Origin of the sequence: Streptomyces sp. NPDC004327 (genome assembly GCF_042873935.1) — a bacterium.
Taxonomy (GTDB): domain Bacteria; phylum Actinomycetota; class Actinomycetes; order Streptomycetales; family Streptomycetaceae; genus Streptomyces.
In genome coordinates, this window is the sequence record NZ_JBIAME010000004.1 from 727,544 (window position 1) to 743,131 (window position 15,588).

The 15,588-nt window shown below is 73.1% G+C and carries 17 protein-coding genes; 8 read left to right on the forward strand and 9 right to left on the reverse strand.

Features of this window, described 5'->3' with window-relative positions; all coding sequences use genetic code 11:
* Positions 1–7: 7 nt before the first annotated feature.
* Entirely contained in the window at positions 8–508 is a 501-nt protein-coding gene (locus ACFYU9_RS17515; RefSeq protein WP_389345283.1) for a GNAT family N-acetyltransferase, read from the forward strand.
* Positions 509–533: 25 nt separating this feature from the next.
* Here ACFYU9_RS17515 and ACFYU9_RS17520 read toward each other — a convergent pair whose 3' ends face one another.
* From ACFYU9_RS17520 to ACFYU9_RS17535, 4 genes are all read right to left on the reverse strand, one after another.
* Positions 534–1,808, reverse strand: a complete 1,275-nt coding sequence (locus ACFYU9_RS17520) for an ATP-binding protein (protein ID WP_389213858.1) — start codon at positions 1,806–1,808, stop codon at positions 534–536.
* Between the two features lie 247 nt (positions 1,809–2,055).
* On the reverse strand, positions 2,056–2,412 hold the full coding sequence (locus ACFYU9_RS17525; RefSeq protein ID WP_389213861.1) for a DUF805 domain-containing protein: 357 nt from the start codon (positions 2,410–2,412) through the stop codon (positions 2,056–2,058).
* A gap of 200 nt (positions 2,413–2,612) precedes the next feature.
* Positions 2,613–2,993, reverse strand: coding sequence for an SPW repeat protein (locus ACFYU9_RS17530; RefSeq protein ID WP_389213864.1), 381 nt, complete (start codon positions 2,991–2,993; stop codon positions 2,613–2,615).
* A gap of 244 nt (positions 2,994–3,237) precedes the next feature.
* A complete protein-coding gene (locus ACFYU9_RS17535; protein WP_389345284.1) occupies positions 3,238–3,615 on the reverse strand; it encodes a VOC family protein in 378 nt (125 codons plus the stop codon).
* A gap of 383 nt (positions 3,616–3,998) precedes the next feature.
* On the opposite strand from ACFYU9_RS17535, the gene ACFYU9_RS17540 reads away from it, so the two are divergent.
* The 3 genes from ACFYU9_RS17540 (at position 3,999) to ACFYU9_RS17550 (ending at position 5,668) form a co-directional block, all read left to right on the forward strand.
* Entirely contained in the window at positions 3,999–4,370 is a 372-nt protein-coding gene (locus ACFYU9_RS17540) for a cupin domain-containing protein (RefSeq protein ID WP_389213869.1), read from the forward strand.
* Positions 4,371–4,549: 179 nt separating this feature from the next.
* Entirely contained in the window at positions 4,550–5,056 is a 507-nt protein-coding gene (locus ACFYU9_RS17545; RefSeq protein WP_389213871.1) for a DinB family protein, read from the forward strand.
* An 81-nt stretch (positions 5,057–5,137) separates the two neighbouring features.
* Positions 5,138–5,668 (forward strand): GNAT family N-acetyltransferase, encoded by a 531-nt coding sequence (locus ACFYU9_RS17550; protein WP_389345285.1) that lies wholly within the window; start codon positions 5,138–5,140, stop codon positions 5,666–5,668.
* Here ACFYU9_RS17550 and ACFYU9_RS17555 read toward each other — a convergent pair.
* Positions 5,650–6,018 carry a hypothetical protein gene (locus ACFYU9_RS17555; RefSeq protein ID WP_389345286.1) on the reverse strand — a complete coding sequence of 123 codons (369 nt, stop codon included), beginning with the start codon at positions 6,016–6,018 and terminating at the stop codon, positions 5,650–5,652. The genes ACFYU9_RS17550 and ACFYU9_RS17555 overlap by 19 nt on opposite strands.
* 176 nt (positions 6,019–6,194) lie before the next feature.
* Here ACFYU9_RS17555 and ACFYU9_RS17560 point away from each other — a divergent pair, with 176 nt between their 5' ends.
* Complete coding sequence (locus tag ACFYU9_RS17560; protein WP_389345287.1) at positions 6,195–7,652, forward strand: carboxylesterase/lipase family protein; 1,458 nt, start codon at positions 6,195–6,197, stop codon at positions 7,650–7,652.
* A 21-nt stretch (positions 7,653–7,673) separates the two neighbouring features.
* Here ACFYU9_RS17560 and ACFYU9_RS17565 read toward each other — a convergent pair whose 3' ends face one another.
* Positions 7,674–8,441, reverse strand: coding sequence for a metallophosphoesterase (locus tag ACFYU9_RS17565; RefSeq protein ID WP_389213881.1), 768 nt, complete (start codon positions 8,439–8,441; stop codon positions 7,674–7,676).
* Positions 8,442–8,637: 196 nt separating this feature from the next.
* Between ACFYU9_RS17565 and ACFYU9_RS17570 the strand changes: the two genes are divergently transcribed.
* Together ACFYU9_RS17570 and ACFYU9_RS17575 are read left to right on the forward strand one after the other, a co-directional pair.
* A complete protein-coding gene (locus ACFYU9_RS17570; RefSeq protein ID WP_389213884.1) occupies positions 8,638–9,150 on the forward strand; it encodes a DinB family protein in 513 nt (170 codons plus the stop codon).
* A 259-nt stretch (positions 9,151–9,409) separates the two neighbouring features.
* Positions 9,410–10,105, forward strand: a complete 696-nt coding sequence (locus ACFYU9_RS17575; RefSeq protein WP_389345288.1) for an RraA family protein — start codon at positions 9,410–9,412, stop codon at positions 10,103–10,105.
* A gap of 26 nt (positions 10,106–10,131) precedes the next feature.
* On the opposite strand, the gene ACFYU9_RS17580 is transcribed toward ACFYU9_RS17575, so the two are convergent.
* The 3 genes from ACFYU9_RS17580 to ACFYU9_RS17590 form a co-directional block, all read right to left on the reverse strand.
* Entirely contained in the window at positions 10,132–10,578 is a 447-nt protein-coding gene (locus tag ACFYU9_RS17580; RefSeq protein WP_389213889.1) for an OsmC family protein, read from the reverse strand.
* 190 nt (positions 10,579–10,768) lie between these two features.
* The gene (locus ACFYU9_RS17585) at positions 10,769–11,563 is read right to left on the reverse strand and encodes a type 1 glutamine amidotransferase (protein WP_389345289.1); all 795 of its coding nucleotides are present in this window, start codon (positions 11,561–11,563) and stop codon (positions 10,769–10,771) included.
* 604 nt (positions 11,564–12,167) lie between these two features.
* Complete coding sequence (locus ACFYU9_RS17590) at positions 12,168–12,815, reverse strand: class I SAM-dependent DNA methyltransferase (RefSeq protein WP_389345290.1); 648 nt, start codon at positions 12,813–12,815, stop codon at positions 12,168–12,170.
* 398 nt (positions 12,816–13,213) lie between these two features.
* Between ACFYU9_RS17590 and ACFYU9_RS17595 the strand changes: the two genes are divergently transcribed.
* Positions 13,214–15,568 (forward strand): molybdopterin cofactor-binding domain-containing protein, encoded by a 2,355-nt coding sequence (locus ACFYU9_RS17595; protein ID WP_389345291.1) that lies wholly within the window; start codon positions 13,214–13,216, stop codon positions 15,566–15,568.
* The last annotated feature ends 20 nt before the right edge of the window (positions 15,569–15,588 follow it).

A 15,588-nucleotide genomic window follows, 5' to 3' on the forward strand; every position in this document is an offset into this window, starting at 1 on the left:
TCGAGGTATGCCCTCCGCCGCCGACCTCACGCTGATCACCGACCGGCTCGTGCTCCGCCCCGTGCGGGCCCGGGACCTGCCGGTGATGACGCGGCTGTGGACCGATCCGGAGGTGCGGCGGCACCTCGGCGGCCCCGTGACCGAGGCCGTCGTGCGGATCCGGCAGCGGCGGATCGTCGGCGCGCCGCACTGCCGCGCCGTCGAGCGGGCCGCCGACGGCGCGGTGCTCGGCCTGGTCACGGTGGAGCGGGCGGGGCGGGGCGGCGAGACGGAGGTGTCGTACCAGTTCCTGCCCGAGCACTGGGGGCAGGGGTACGCGCGCGAGGCCGTCGCCGCGGCCGTGGCGCGGGCCCTGGAGGACACGCCGAGTGTCGTCGCCGTCACCCAGGAGGCCAACACGCCGTCGCGCCGGCTCCTGGAGGCGGTGGGCATGACCCACGCCGAGTCGTTCACGGAATGGGACGCCCACCAGGTGCTCTACCGGCGGACCGCCCGACGTCCGGCGTGACGGCCGCCGCCGGAGCCGCGCGCGCTCAGAAGCGGGCGTGCGCCGTGATGTCCGACGCGAACTGCTCGATCATCTCGGCCGTCACCGTCGGCCGGCACTGCGCGATCGCCTCGAGATAGTCGGCCGTGCTCGCGCCGGGCGCCGTCGCCGCCGCCGTCGCCAGGTCCCGCTCGAAGGAGTTCTGCGCGGCGATCCGCGCCGCGTGCTCGATGTCCGCCGGGGTGAACAGATCGCTGGCGGCGACCAGCGCGTCCACGTCGACGTCCGGCCGGGCGTCCGTGTAGCGGGACCAGATCGCGGCGCGGGCCGCCTTGTCCGGCGTACCGATCGGGATCAGGTAGTCGAAGCGGCCGGGGCGCAGAAACGCCGGGTCGATCGAACGGATCGAGTTGGTCGCGCACACCAGCAGCCGCTCGTCGCGCTCCCGGAACCCCGGTATCAGCTTGAGGAGTTCGTTGGTGACGCCGTGCATGCCGCCCGGCTGCACCGGCTCGGCGCGCACCGGCGCGATCTCCTCCACCTCGTCGATGAAGACCAGCACCCGGTCGAGCTCGGCGATCCGGGCGAAGGCGGCGCGCAGCGCCGCCGCCAGGTTGCCCTCGTCGGCGAGCCGGGACGGCAGGATCTCCACGAAGGGCCAGCCGAGCCGGGAGGCGATGGCCCGGGCGAAGGTCGTCTTGCCGGTGCCGGGCGGCCCGAAGAGACCGATCGCGCGCGGCGGCCGCACCCCGTGCCGGGCGGCCCGCTCGGGCTCGGCGAGCGGCAGCACGACACGCCGCTCGATCAGATCCTTCTCCCGCTCCATTCCGGCGACCTTGCCCCACAGGTCGGCCGGCAGGAGCCGGCCGCCGAGGTCGTCGAGGAGACCGGCGGCCGGGCCGTGCAGCGGCTCGACCTTCTCGAAGTAGGCGACGGCCGGCTGCCGGGTGTAGCCGGCGTTCAGCAGCCCCTCGCCGAGCAGCTCCTCCTCCGGGAGCACGTAAGCGATCCGGGCCACCCGGGCCGCGACGAGCCGCCGCTCCAGCTCCATGAGCAGCGCGCTGGCCAGGCCCCGGCCGCGCCAGGCCGACGAGATCGCCACCCGCATCACCCACGCCCGCTCCCCGGCGACGCAGGCGAGCGCCGCGCCGATGGGCACGCCCTGGTGTACGGCGACGACGGCCGGCTGGCGGGAGGTCAGGGCGCCGATGCACTCGGCGACCGAGAAGACCGACTCCTGGCCGAGCTCGGCCGTGGTGTCGATGAGATGGACGACGGCGGCGAGATCGCTCTCGCGGTAGTCGTGAATGAGCCAGTTCACCGGTGGTACCGCCCCTCGTTGCTGTGCCTGGCGGCGAGGCTAGGCGGGGCGGGCCGGGCGGGTCCTGTGCCGCCGTGCACAAGGCGCGGCGGTCAAACGCTCCGTACCGGCTCTATGCGGGCCCGGAGCCCGGAGCCCGGAGCCGGGGTCGCGCGGCCCGGGCCGGAGCCACCGATCCTGCCCCCGGAACGGGGAAACCCCCGGAAGCGGTGCTTCCGGGGGTTGTGCGTCTGGACGGCCGCCGCGGTCAGTACGCCGGTGCCGCCTTCGGGTTCGGGCCGTACTCGTTGTCCTGGGCGGCACCCTCGGTGGCGAGGAAGACGATCAGGATGATGGCGCCGACGAACGGGATCAGGTCGATCAGGATCCACCAGCCGGAGCGGCCGGTGTCGTGCAGCCGGCGGACGGTCACGCCGAGGCTGGGCAGGAGAACGCCCAGCGCGTAGACCGTGTACAGCAGCGGGTAGGAGCCGATCGCCATGTCGATGACCATGACGATGATCGCCGCGATGAGGTTGAACAGCGCGAACATCCAGAATTCCTGACGGCGCGCCCGGCCGGTGAATACCGCGTACTTCTTCAGAACATCGACGTACCAGTTCACTTCGTCCCCCCAAGGACTGGTGGTGTGAGTGGTGCCTGTTCGTGTGCAGGAAGCTTTACGCAGAACTTATGTGGCTCAAACCAGGCGGGTCAATGAGTTACCGAACAGTGGCCATTCACAGACACGGGCGCGACGAAAGTGAACGGCGTCGACTCCTCGTGCCGAGGAGCCGACGCCGTTCGCGGGAGACGATCAGACCGCTACGTCCTTCTCTTGCTCATGAGCAGTCCGCCTGCCACGAGGGCGAACAGGCAGACGCAGGCGCCCGTGACGACGTTGCTGACGATCGCTCCGGTACTGGGGAACCGGGCGACCACCCACGGGGAGACGATCAGCCATGCGCCGAGCAGCAGCAGGACGAAGTTGAGGTCCTGGGACCGCTCCGGGGCCATCGACATGGCGAGGCCGAGGCCCGCCACGGCGATGCCGACGATCAGGTTGCTGATCGCGAGCGTGGGCAGGGCGGCGGCGAAGTGGACCGTGTACGCCGAGATCGCGGCGTAGATCCCGGCCAGGATCACCAGCTCCTCGACGGCCGCCACACCCCGGGTCTGGAGGACACGGGCATAACGTTCCCGCATTTCTCCGGCGTCCGGGTGTCCTCTGATGTCACCTGGACGGTGAGAGACGTCGGCCATGTGACTCGCCTCCTTCTGGCGTCTTGCACATCCGACCGCGTTTTGCGGCAACGCGCCGCGGTTTCATTGTGCGCTTATCTGGGCTTTATGTGTAGATGTGCCCGATAAGGGAACCGCACAGAAAACCGCCACCGGATATGCCCGGTTCCGCCAAAGGGTGCTCTGCGTTCAACAAAATTTCAGGAAATCAGCGGCTGTACGGCACGGTCATGATCTCCATGTTGTGCTCGGAAGGATCGAGGAAATACGCGCCGCGGCCGCCGAACAGGTTGTTGATCTCGCCGGGCCGGCCGTGGTGCGGGTCCGCGTAATACGTGACGCCCATGCGCTCCAGGCGGGCGATCATCGTGTCGAACTCCTCGTCGGGGACGAGGAAGGCGTAGTGCTGGGAGGTGAAGTCGGCGTCCGACTCGTAGTAGTCGAGGGTCACGCCGTTGCCGACCTCGATCGGCAGGAAGGGGCCGAACGGGGCGCCGACCTCCAGGCCGAGCACCTCGGCCAGGAACTCGGCGGAGACCCGGCGGTCACGGGCGTGGACGACGGTGTGGTTGAGCTCGACAGCCATGGGGAGTCCTTTCGCAGGGTGAAGCACTGGTCACGTCCTCGCTCCCGCACGCGCGCTGTGCGCGCCGTACGGGACGAAGGCCGCGGCGGACCCCGCGCCCGCCCGCCGGCGGCGCTCACACCACGGCCGGGCGCCTTACTCGATCACGGCCCATGGCCGACCCGGCAGTCATACCGTCACGCTAACCCCGGGCGATCTTCCCCGGCAACGACCTTTCCCGGCGACGACCGTTGCCGGCCACACAGCCCGGCCACACAGCCCGGCCACACGGCCGGCTCCGGCTCCGGCCCCGGCGTGCGGCCACGGCATGCGGGGACGGCCCCGCGGCGTAGCCTTGAAGTGGACTCGGGGTCGCACGTTCCACCGCCGGGAGGCGGACGACGATGGCTGGAATCGTTACCAGGAGCTTCGACTCCGCGGACGAGGTCCGCCCCTTCGAGGGCGGCAAGGGCCGACTGGACCTGCTCACCACCGACAGCGGTGCCGTCGGCCGGGCCGTGTTCGAGCCGGGCTGGAAGTGGTCCGAGCACGTGAAGCCGATCGCCGGCACCGACAGTTGCCAGGCCCACCACGTCGGATACGTGGTCAGCGGCCGCATGACCGTGGTCATGAACGACGGCCAGTCCGCCGACCTGGTGCCCGGCCAGTTCTACGAGATCCAGCCGGGCCATGACGCCTGGGTGGTCGGAGACGAGCGCTGCGTGGCCCTGGACTGGGTCGGCTTCGTCGACTACGCGAAGCAGTCCGGCTCCTGACGCAACCGGCCCCTGGCGTGTCCGGCTCCTGACGCTTGCGCTCCTGCCGCTGCCGCGGTGCTGCCGCTCACGATGCGTCCGCCTACGCGCCTAAGCTGCTTCCGCTCCTGGCGCGTCCACACGTGACCGGCATGTGAAATCCCCTGGCCGTGGCCCCCGTCGGCTGCCACGATCCCGCCATGAGCGAAGATCACCGCACCCCGCCGCCGTACACCGCCGACGAACGCACCACGCTCACCGCGATGTTGGACTTCCAGCGCGACACCCTCGCCCTGAAGTGCGCCGGCCTCACGGACGAGCAGCTGCGCGAGCGGGCGGTCGGCCCCTCCGGGCTCTCGCTCCTCGGTCTCGTCCGGCACGCGGCGGAGGTCGAGCGCGGCTGGTTCCGCAACGTGATCAACGGTGAGCGCAGCCGCAGCCCGTGGACCCCGCCGGGTTCGACCGACTGGGCCGAATTCGACGTGGACGACGCCGACGTCGCCGAGGGGTTCGCGTACTGGCGCGACGAGATGGCCCGTGCCCGCGCGATCGTCGCCGCCGCCCCCTCCCTCGACGTCACGGGCAGCCTCGGTGGGGAGGTCTACTCGCTGAGGTACGTCCTCGCCCACATGATCGAGGAGTACGCGCGCCACAACGGCCACGCCGATCTGCTCCGCGAACGCATCGACGGCACCACCGGCGAATGACAGGCGGATGAGCGGGGTGATGAGCGGGCGGGCCGGACAGGGCCGTCGGGGCATCGGGACGGCGTTGTTATCGTCGCCGGCATGCCTGAACTGATCGCCCCCACCGCCCGACTGCACGCCTCCTGGCTGGAGTCCCATGCCGAGTGGGGCCCCGGCGGGCACCAGGACGGCGCCGGTCTGTGGCTCGCCGCGGACGCCGACCTCGCCGACCCCGGGGCCTTCGCCGACTGGGTCGCCCAGCTCCGCGCCCAGTCCGACCGGAGCCTGCCGGTGCCCGCCGGCCGGGTCCACGCCACCCACTGGTGGATCGTCGAGGGCGACACGTACCTGGGCGCCATCGACCTGCGCCACGAGCTCAACGACTTCCTGCTGCGGGCCGGCGGCCACATCGGCTACAGCGTCCGCCCCTCCGCCCGCCGCCGCGGCCTCGCCACCCGGGCCCTCGCCGCCGTCCTGCCCGAGGCCCGTGCCCTCGGTCTCGACCGGACGCTGCTGACCTGCGCCGACGGCAACGTCGCCTCGGCCCGCACCATCGAGCGCAACGGCGGGGTCCTGGAGGACGTCCGGGACACCGAGATCGGCCGCAAGCGCCGCTACTGGATCGCGGTGTAGGCGTCCGTCACCGTGTCGGCGGCGCAGCCCGCGCGCTCGTACGCGTGCCGCAGCGCCGCCGCCGCGTGCTCGCGCGAGACCTCCTCGTAGCCGAAGCGCCGCTCCGCGAGCCGTACGACGTCGTCGACGGTCACGATCGCCGGCTCGCCGCGTCCGGCGGTGCCGCGGGCGGCGATGACGGCCAGGTCGGCGGAGCGGGCCAGGGCGCGCACGTACGCCTGCCAGGCCAGCGTCCGGGCCCGGCGCGGGGCGAGCGGGCGGACCGAGCGGCCCTTCCAGCGGGCGCCCGCCGCCATGACGACGGCGCCGGCCGCGACCACCAGGACGCCGAGCACGGTGTCGGGACTCACGTTCACACCGCCTCCCTTCCCCGGCCCCGCGCGGGCCGAACCCGTGAGGGGAGACGGCGAAGGGATGGCGGAGGATGCGTGACACCCGTAACTTACTCGTGTCACCATGAGGTGAGGCAGCAGCGGTGAAGCACGCGGCCGCCACCGCACCCGGTCAGGCCCAGGAAGGCACGCCCATGACCTCCGAGAACCCCCTCGTCGCCACCACCCGCGGCCCGGTCCGCGGCGAGCGCCGGGCCGACGGAAGCTGCCGCTTCCTCGGCATCCCGTACGCGCAGCCGCCCGTCGGCCCGCTGCGCTTCGCCGCGCCCGTGCCGCCGGAGCCGTGGACCGAGCCGCTGGAGGCCACCGCGTACGGGCCGACGGCCCAGCGCCGCCCCTTCGCCGAGGTCACCACCATTCCCGAGCCGTCCATCCCGGGCGACGGCGTGCTCAACCTCAACGTCTTCACGCCCGGCACCGACCACGGGGTCGGGCTTCCGGTGCTCGTCTGGATCCACGGCGGCGGCTACCTGGCCGGGTCGGCCGCCAGCCCCTGGTACGACGGCGCCGCCTTCAACCGCGACGGCGTCGTGCTCGTCTCGCTCGGCTACCGGCTCGGCATCGAGGGCTTCCTGCACCTGGACGACGCGCCCGACAACCGGGGCGTGCGGGACTGGATCGCCGCCCTGGAGTGGGTCCGCGACAACATCGCGCGCTTCGGCGGCGACCCGGCGAAGGTGACGATCGCCGGGCAGTCGGCGGGCGGCGGCGCCGTCCAGACCCTGCTCGCCGTGCCGTCGGCGCGCGGCCTGTTCCGCGCCGTCCTGTCCGTGTCCGGCGCCGTGATGCGGCCGGACGGGCCCGAGGTCGCCCGGGCCGTGTCCCGCCTCTTCACCGCCCGCACCGGCCGGCCGGCCACGGCGGCCGCCCTCCGGGACCTGAGCGACGACGAGCTCCTCGACCTCCAGGACCGGCTCGGCGAGCCCGGGCCGGACCGCGAGGGCCTGCCGCCGATGCTCTCGCTGGCGCCCTTCGCCGACGGCGAGCTGATCCCCGAGCCCGTCCTGGACGCGCTCACCCGCGGCGACGCGGGCGACGGCGTGCCGCTGATGCTGGGCTTCACCGCGCACGAGTTCAACATGATCCCCGGCCCCGGCGACGGCCCCGACGGGCCGCCGCTGCCGCTGCTGCTCGGCAGCCTCGGCCTCACCGAGGACCGCGCCGCCGCCTTCGCGGAGACGTACGCGGCCGCCGCCCCATCCGGCCTCTTCGGCCAGGCCCTCACGGACGTCACCTTCCGCGCCCCGTCCCTCGCCGTCGCCGACGCCCGCGCCGCGCGCTCCCAGCCCACCTGGCTCTACCAGTTCGACTGGACCTCGCCCGTCAACGGCCAGGCGTACCACTGCCTCGACCTCCCCTTCGCCTTCGACCTGCTCGACGCGGAGGGCGTCGAGGCCGCGGCCGGTCCCACCCCGCCCAAGGAACTCGCCGACGCCCTCCACCGCGCCTGGGTCCGCTTCGTCACGGACGGGGACCCGGGTGCCGACTGGCCCGCGTACACCGCCACCACCCGCGCGACGAGGATCTGGGACGCGCCCCCGCGCACGGAGGAGGACCCGCTGGGCCCGCTGCGGGCGATCTGGCTGGACTGAGCCCCGCGCCCGCCGCCCGCCTCAGCCGAGCGGCACGCTCCGGTAGTGCGTCGTCAGGCGGCCGTCGTCCGTGAGGAGATGGAAGGCGAGCGACGGCGCCAGCTCGTCGCGGAACACGTAGTCGGCCGGGCCGTTCTGCTCCCAGGGGAGCTTGGTCATCGACACCACACCCGGTGCGACCAGGACCGGGCGGTCGGCGAAGGTGGTGGCCGTGGCGGTGTGGGTGTGGCCGCAGAGGAAGGCGGTGAGGGAGGGGTGGCGGCGGGCCAGTTCGGCGAGCCGGTGCTCGCCGAACTGGCGGATGCTGTCGACGAACGGGATGCCGAGGGCCGTCGGCGGGTGGTGGAAGCCCACCAGGACCGGCGTGCCCTCGGGCGTGATGGACAGCTCCGCGTCCAGCCAGGCCAGCGTCTCCTCCTCCAGGCGGCCCTCGTCCTTGCCCGGCACCGAGGAGTCGCACAGCGCGAGGACGAAGCCGTCGCCGCGCAGCACCTGGTTCACCGGCGCCTCCGGAGCCGGCGGTTCGGCGCCGAGCAGGACCCGGCGGAAGGCGTCGCGCCGGTCGTGGTTGCCGGGGCAGGCGAGCACCGGGTGCCGGCAGGACAGGACGTGGTCGCGCAGCCAGACGTACTCCGACTCCTCGCCGTGGTCGGCGAGATCGCCGGTGACGATCACCGCGTCCAGGTCGTACGGGAGCGAGTCCAGGTACGCCATGGTGGCCAGCGTCCGCTTCCTGCCGCGCGGCGAGGCGTCGATGTGGGTGTCACTGAGGTGCGCGATCACGATCACGATGTTCCCCTTCACGGTCCCGGTCCCGGCCTGCGCAAGGGAACGTACCGCGCTCCCTCCCGCGCCCGCCCCGGCCAACCACCCGTGAGTGGACCTTTCCTGACGCCCCGCAATGGCCGGCGCCGCATCAGGCAACGTTCGCCCTGTGGCGAGACCCCGCCTGTCGACGGCTTCGGACGCTGGCGATAATCAGCCGATGAGTGCCATCGATCGCCCCATGCCGCCCCTGAACGCCGACGAGCGCACGACCCTCGAAAGCTGGCTCGACTTTCACCGCACCACACTGGCCATGAAGTGCGAGGGGCTGGACGACGCGCAGGCCGCCGCGGCGTCCGTGCCGCCGTCCGGCTTCACGTTGACCGGCCTGGTCCAGCACATGGCGGAGGTGGAGCGGAATTGGTTCCGCCGGGTGTTCGCCGGAGAACAGGCCCCGCCGATCTACGACCCGCAGGCCGACCCGGATGGCCCCGACGGTGGCTTCGACGTGGCTGAGGGCTCCACCCTCAGCGATGCCCTGGCCACCTGGCACGCGGAGATCGCCCGCGCCCGTGAGAACTGCGCCGAGCGTGCTCTGACCGATACGGGTCGCTTCATGGAGCAGGACGTCAACCTTCGCTGGATCTACGTCCACATGATCGAGGAGTACGCCCGCCACAACGGCCACGCCGACCTGGTCCGGGAACGCATCGACGGCACTACCGGCGTGTAGCGCAGCGCGGTGGAACCGGGCCTCGACGCCGTTGAGTCAGGAGCTGTCGGCCGGGGTGCAGGCGATCGGCGCTGCCCCTCGTCGTCGTCGATCTCGCGGACACGTACGCGTTCTGCCACCCGGACAGCCTCGCGACCCCGAGCCGTGCGGACCAGCTTTCAAAACGGTGCGTCACGTCGCACGGAGCAAAGGTTGTCTGATGCGGCACTAGCATCCGGACCGTCCCGCCGTCCGGCGGGACCTGCCGAAGGGAACAGCCATGCTCAAGCGGTTCGCCGAACTCTCCACGCCGCTGCTCGCCGACGCCTGCGTACGGCTCGGCGAACCGCTGCGGGCCGCGCCCGCCGGCGTCGGGCCCGTGGTACCGGGGCAGCGGATGGCCGGACGCGTCCTGCCCGTACGGCACTACGGCAGCGTCGACGTCTTCCTGGAGGCCTTCGAGACCCACGCCGCCCCCGGCGACGTGCTCGTCATCGACAACGAGGGCCGCCGCGACGAGGCGTGCGTCGGCGACCTCGCCGTCCTGGAGGCCCGGGCCGCCGGGATCGCCGGCGTCGCCGTCTGGGGCCTGCACCGCGACACGCCCGACCTGGTCGCGATCGGGCTGCCGGTCTTCTCCTACGGGGCCCACGCCCCCGGCCCCGTACGCCTCGACCCGCGCGGTCCCGAGGCGCTGCGCTCCGCCCGGTTCGGCGAGCACACGGTCGGCGCCGACGACATGGTGTTCGCCGACGACGACGGCGTGCTGTTCGTCGCGGCGGGCCGCGCCGAGGCCGTGCTCGGCACCGCCGAGGAGATCTTCCGCACCGAGCGGGAACAGGCCCGGCGGATCAGGGCCGGGGAGACGCTGCGCGAGCAGACCCGGTTCGCCGCCTACCTGGCGCGGCGCGCCGAGGACCCCTCCTACACCTTCCGCCGGCATCTGCGGGCGATCGGCGGTGCCATCGAGGAGTAGCCGCCGGGGCCGCCCCGCGACTCGGCTCAGCCGCCGGCGCGGAAGCCGGTCGTGCCGTCCGGCAGCACCGCCTCGACCTCGGCGCCGTGCTCGACGGTGCGGCTGACCGTGCAGTACTTCTCGTGCGTGAGCCGCACCCCGCGGGCGAAGACGTCCGCCGCGCGCGGGTTGTTGTCGGGCAGCTCGAACTCGTAACTCACCCGGATCCGCCCGATCCGGCCGTCGTCCTCGGGACCGGCGACGCCCTCCACCACGATCCGCAGGCCGTCGTGGTCGACGGCCCGCGCGGTGCGGTCGATGACCAGGCCGCCGCAGCCGCCCATCGCGGCGAGCAGCAACTCGACCGGCGTGAACGACGGCTGCGCGTCCGTGTCGTCGGCGGCGGCGATCCGGACCTCTGCGCCGCGGTCGTTGCGGGCGGTCCAGGTGCGGTAGCCGGTGCGGACGGTCTCGATGCGGTACTCGTCGGCCATGGTGAGGGTTCTCCTTGCGGGCTTGCGGGCTTGCGGGCTTGCGGGCTTGCGGGCTTGCGGGCTTGCGGGGCTGCGGGTTCGCGGGCTTGCTGGGTACGGGGGTACGGGTTCGCGGTGGTACGGGCTTGTCGGCTTCCGGGGTGGTACGCCGGTCCCGGCGTGGGCACGCGCGCGTGCCCACGCCATCCCATCACTCCCCGGCGATCCCACCGGCCACGGCCACACCCGCCCGCGCGTCCCGGAGGCCGGCCCGGACCACGCCCGCCCACGCGTCCGCCACCGCGCCCCACACCGCCCGCAGTCGCGGTTCCGCCTCCCGCACGGACGCGACCGCGCCGTCCGGATCGAGGCCGTCGGCACGCATCCGGGGCGCGTCCGCCGCGGCCCATCCGGCGATCGTGCCCGTCAGCGCCTCCGGATGGAACTGCACGCCCCACGCGCACGCGCCGGCCCGGAACGCCTGGTGGCGGCAGTCGTCGCCGGTCAGCAGCGGTACCGCTGCGGGCGGCAGGCGGTCGATCTCGTCCCAGTGCCACTGGGCCGCGGGGGCGCCCTCGGGCAGCGTGCCGAACAGCGGGTCGTCGTCGGCCGCGGGCAGCCGGCGCAGCGGTACGGTGCCGAGCTCGGGGCCGAGGGCGCGGACGGCCACGCGGCCGCCGAGCGCATGCGCGAGGAGCTGGCCGCCCAGACAGATGCCGAGCACGGGTATCCGGGCCTCGACGGCCTCCCGGATCAGCGCCCTGACCCGCGGCAGCCACGGGGCGGCGGTGTCGTCCTCGCAGTTGACCGAGCCGCCCAGGACGATCAGCCCCGACCAGCCGTCGAGCGAGCCCGGCAACTCCTCGCCGCGCCACGGGCGGTGGACCCGCGTGTCGAGCCCGGCCGCGCGCAGCCGCTCGCCCACGAGGCCGGGCCCGGCGCCGTCCTCGTGCTCCACCACCAGGATCCGGAGCCTTCCGGTGTCCACCGTCGTCGCCCTGGTCATATCCGCCCCACCTCCACGATGTGTCCGTTGCTGTCGAGGGTCGCCGAAAAAACGTCTCCGCGGACCCGATCGCGGTACTCGACTTCGTGGGGAGGGCGACGACAGGGGGGGTTGCCCAGGCCGACCGGGGCGGATGCACGTGCGTACCGCGGCCGTGGACGCCGGCGCGCGTACAAGGTGGACCGCTGTGGCCGCTCGGCCTCCGGCCCGGCCCGCCGCTGTTCGCCGGGCTCGCGCAGGGCCCGTTCCACGCCTCGTTCACGCTGGTCACGGTGGTGGCGCCCGGCACTGAGTACCTCGGGTGCGGGAACTGAGTACCGGCTCCCATGTCCCGGGACCGGCCGTGCGGCTGAAATGGCCTCATGACCACCGACGCCGCCCCGCGCCCCCGCCCTCTGCACCAGGTCACCGCCACCGGTGCCGCCCTCGCCGTGGCGCTCCTCCCGGTCGTGGTCGGCGCGCTTCTCGCCCGCTCGGCCGGCGGCGACCCGATGGCGTCCGTCAACGCGCTGATGACGGGCGGCGGCCCGCGCACCCGGCTGCCCCGCGCCACCCTGCGCGGCTGCGGTGGCCGCGCCGTCGCCCGGGCCCGCGGCGCCTGGGATCACTCCGCCCGGCGCGCCTGGAGGAAGCCCTGCGGCGTCGCCTGCTCCGGCCCCGGCTCGCGCACCAGCCGCGCGGTCACGGTGAAGCCGACGGCGGCGAGCAGCGACGCGACGCGCTCGGCCGGGTACCGGTAGACGTCCAGGTCGACCTCGTGACCGTACGCCCGCTCGAGACGCACCCGCTCGTCACCGATCTTGAACGCGACGAGCAGCGGCGCGCCCGGTGCCAGCACCCGGTGGAACTCGCCGAAGACCACGGCGAGTTCCTCCGGCGCCATGTGCACGGTCGAGTACCAGGACAGCGCCCCGGCGAGCGAGCCGTCCGCGAGCGCGAGGCCGGTCATCGACCCGACCTCGAAGCGCAGGCCGGGATACGAGGCCCGGGCCACCTCGATCATCCCGGGGGACAGGTCCACGCCGAACGCGTCCACTCCGAGGTCCCGCAGGAACCGCGTCACCCGCCCTGTCCCGCACCCGAGGTCCCCGACGGGTCCGCCGCCGGCTCCCCGCACCTCCTCGGCGAAGGCCACGAGCATGGCCCGGTCGAGCGGAGCCGTCGCCAGGTCGTCGGCGAGCAGCCGCTGGTAGGAGGCGGCGACGGTGTCGTAGGAGGTGCGGGTGGCGGTGACGCGCGCGGATCCGGTCATGGCGGGGGAGGGTAGCCCATGTGCGGGGGCGGGGTAGTGCCGAGTCGCATGGGGCGCTGGTCGTCGTCTGCGGTCCGGCCGGATTCGTCACGTCAGGCGGCGGGGCGGGCGCGAGGGGCGGCGGCCTGGGGCCCGCGCGGTAAGACCGTCGTTCCGTGCCTTGTCCACCCTCACTGATCGAACCCATCATCCGAAAAGCGGCGACCTGACGGACTCGTGGCCGCACGCGGGCGCGGAGGCGAGCTCGGATCGTGCTTCCCGGTACGTGTGGGCTTGGCGTGTCCGGGGTGAAAGCTGCGGCGTTCCGGCCCCTTGAGTGGGCCGTCGGGGTGATGATCCACTCGTCACAACTGCCGAGTAACCTCATCGGCTCACCCCTCGTCGAAAGGGCAGCGCCCATGGAAGCGCAGGACCGCGCCGCACAGCACGAACCGGAAGCCGCGCCGCCGCGCGGTATCGGGCGGCGTCGATTCCTCGGGTACGTACTGGCGGCGCCGACGCTCACGGTCGCCGCGCAGCTCGGGGAGGAGGCGGTGGCGCCCGCGCGGGCGGAGGCGCTCGTGCCCGGGGTGGTGCCGTCGCTGCCCGGGCCCGCCGACATCTACGACCTGAACGACATGCTCACGCATGCCGCGCTGCCCACGGCGAACCTCATCACCATCCGCATCGACCCGGACGGCACCGCCCACTTCGCGCTGCCGCGCGCCGAGGTCGGCCAGGGCATCACCACCTCCACCGCGATGCTCATCGCCGAGGAGCTGGACCTGCCGGTCGACCGGATCAAGGTGACGCTCGCCGACGCCCGGCCCGAGCTGCTCTTCAACCAGCTCACCGGCGGCTCCAACACCACCATCTCCACCTTCACCCCGGTCCGGGTCGCCGCCGCCGTGGCCCGGGGCCGGCTGCTGCGCGCCGCCGCGCTCGAACTCGGCGAGGCCGTCGGCACGCTGACCGCGAAGGCCGGCATCATCACCTCCGCGAGCGGAGTCCGGCTCGGTTACGGCGAACTCGCCGTGAAGGCCGCCGCGCTCGCCGACACACAGGTGTCCGTCACGCTCAAGGACCCCGCCCAGTTCAAGGTCATCGGCACCGCGCAGCGCCGGGTCGACGCGCTGGAGGCCGTCACGGGGCGGAAGAAGTTCGCCATGGACGTCCAGGTCCCCGGCGCCCTGCCCACCATGGTGTGCCGCCCGCCGACGATCAACGGCACCGTCCGCTCGGTCGACAACCTGGCCGAGGTCCGGGCCATGCCGGGCATCACCGACGTCGTCACCGTCTCCACCGGCGTCGCCGTCCGCGGCCGGACCTTCGGCCAGTGCATCGACGCCGTCCGCGCCCTCAAGGTCGACTGGGGCCCGGGCACCGCCGAGGGCGCCTCCGACGCCACGGTGCTCGCGGAGCTCCGCCGGGCCGAACTGCCCCTCGTCGTCCCGCCCCTGGACCTGCTCACGAAGTCCGTCGACGCCCGCTTCACCTTCCACTTCGCGAGCAACAGCGCCCTGGAGACCAACTGCGCCGTCGCCGACGTCCGCCCCGGCTCGGCCGAGATCTGGGCCAGTCTCAAGGCGCCGATCGTCGCCCAGGAGAAGATCGCGCTCCAGCTGGGGCTGCCGGTGACCGCCGTGAAGGTCCATGTCACCGAGGGCGGCGGCTCGTTCGGCCGCAAGCTGTTCCACGACGCCGCCGGCGAGGCCGCCGAGATCTCGAAGGCGATGGGCAAGCCCGTGCGCCTGATGTGGCACCGCACCGACGACTTCCGGCAGGGCCGTACGCACCCGATGGCCACCTCCCGGGTGCGCGCCACGTACGCGCTCGGCGAGGTCCTCACGTACGAACTGCGGCACACCTCCGCCGCCACCGACTTCGGGCACGGCGTCGGCGAGATCATCACCTCGGAGGCGGCGCAGCTCCCGGTCGCCGACCTGACGTTCTCCGAGACGATGTTCCAGCTCACCCAGTCGAGCCCGTACCACTTCGGGGTGACCACCCAGCTGCTCAACGAGGTCGACCACGGCTTCAACACCGGCTCCATGCGCAACATCTACTCGCCGAACGTGCGCTGCGCGCAGGAACTCGTCGCCGACGAGCTCGCCAAGCGGATGGGCGAGGACGCGCTGGCGTTCCGGCGCCGCTTCCTCAAGGACGAGCGGGCCCGGGCGGTGCTCGACAAGGTCGCCGAAGTCGGCCGGTGGGGACGGCAGATGGCGCCCGGCACGGCGCAGGGCATCGCGATCCATCCCGAGTACCACGGCTTCGTCGCCGTCCTCGCCGAGATCGACTGCCGCCCGGAGACCACCGGCCGGAAGATCCGCGACGCCTACACAGGGCCGCGCGTCACCAAGGTCGTCTGCGCGGTCGACGTCGGCCTCGCCGTCAACACCCGTGGTCTGGAAGCCCAGATGATGGGCGGCATCATCGACGGCATCGCCCTCACCCTCACCTCGGGCCTGCACCTGAAGGACGGGCACTTCCTGGAGGGCAGCTGGGACAACTACTTCTACACCCGGCAGTGGAACACCCCGCCCGAGCTGGAGATCGTCGTCATGCCGCCGACCACCGGCAAGCCGGGCGGCGCCGGCGAGCTGGCCGTCGCCGCCTCCATGGCCGCCGTCGCCTGCGCGTACGGCCGGGCCACCGGCACCATGCCGACCAGCTTCCCCGTCAACCACGGCGAGCCGCTCGCCTTCACCCCGCTGCCCACCGTGCCGCCGATCCCGGCGTCGCCGACCGACGGCCGCGACCGCGCACTCTGAGCCCCGCGACCTCTCACCGA

Excerpts from the sequence above, each read along its gene's own strand:
- ACFYU9_RS17535 (WP_389345284.1), bottom strand. The coding sequence starts at position 3,615 with ATGGCTGTCGAGCTCAACCACACCGTCGTCCACGCCCGTGACCGCCGG.
- ACFYU9_RS17595 (WP_389345291.1), top strand. The coding sequence starts at position 13,214 with ATGGAAGCGCAGGACCGCGCCGCACAGCACGAACCGGAAGCCGCGCCG.
- ACFYU9_RS17515 (WP_389345283.1), top strand. The coding sequence starts at position 8 with ATGCCCTCCGCCGCCGACCTCACGCTGATCACCGACCGGCTCGTGCTC.
- ACFYU9_RS17585 (WP_389345289.1), bottom strand. The coding sequence starts at position 11,563 with ATGACCAGGGCGACGACGGTGGACACCGGAAGGCTCCGGATCCTGGTG.
- ACFYU9_RS17560 (WP_389345287.1), top strand. The coding sequence starts at position 6,195 with ATGACCTCCGAGAACCCCCTCGTCGCCACCACCCGCGGCCCGGTCCGC.
- ACFYU9_RS17575 (WP_389345288.1), top strand. The coding sequence starts at position 9,410 with ATGCTCAAGCGGTTCGCCGAACTCTCCACGCCGCTGCTCGCCGACGCC.
- ACFYU9_RS17590 (WP_389345290.1), bottom strand. The coding sequence starts at position 12,815 with ATGACCGGATCCGCGCGCGTCACCGCCACCCGCACCTCCTACGACACC.
- ACFYU9_RS17530 (WP_389213864.1), bottom strand. The coding sequence starts at position 2,993 with ATGCGGGAACGTTATGCCCGTGTCCTCCAGACCCGGGGTGTGGCGGCC.
- ACFYU9_RS17545 (WP_389213871.1), top strand. The coding sequence starts at position 4,550 with ATGAGCGAAGATCACCGCACCCCGCCGCCGTACACCGCCGACGAACGC.
- ACFYU9_RS17570 (WP_389213884.1), top strand. The coding sequence starts at position 8,638 with ATGAGTGCCATCGATCGCCCCATGCCGCCCCTGAACGCCGACGAGCGC.
- ACFYU9_RS17550 (WP_389345285.1), top strand. The coding sequence starts at position 5,138 with ATGCCTGAACTGATCGCCCCCACCGCCCGACTGCACGCCTCCTGGCTG.
- ACFYU9_RS17540 (WP_389213869.1), top strand. The coding sequence starts at position 3,999 with ATGGCTGGAATCGTTACCAGGAGCTTCGACTCCGCGGACGAGGTCCGC.
- ACFYU9_RS17580 (WP_389213889.1), bottom strand. The coding sequence starts at position 10,578 with ATGGCCGACGAGTACCGCATCGAGACCGTCCGCACCGGCTACCGCACC.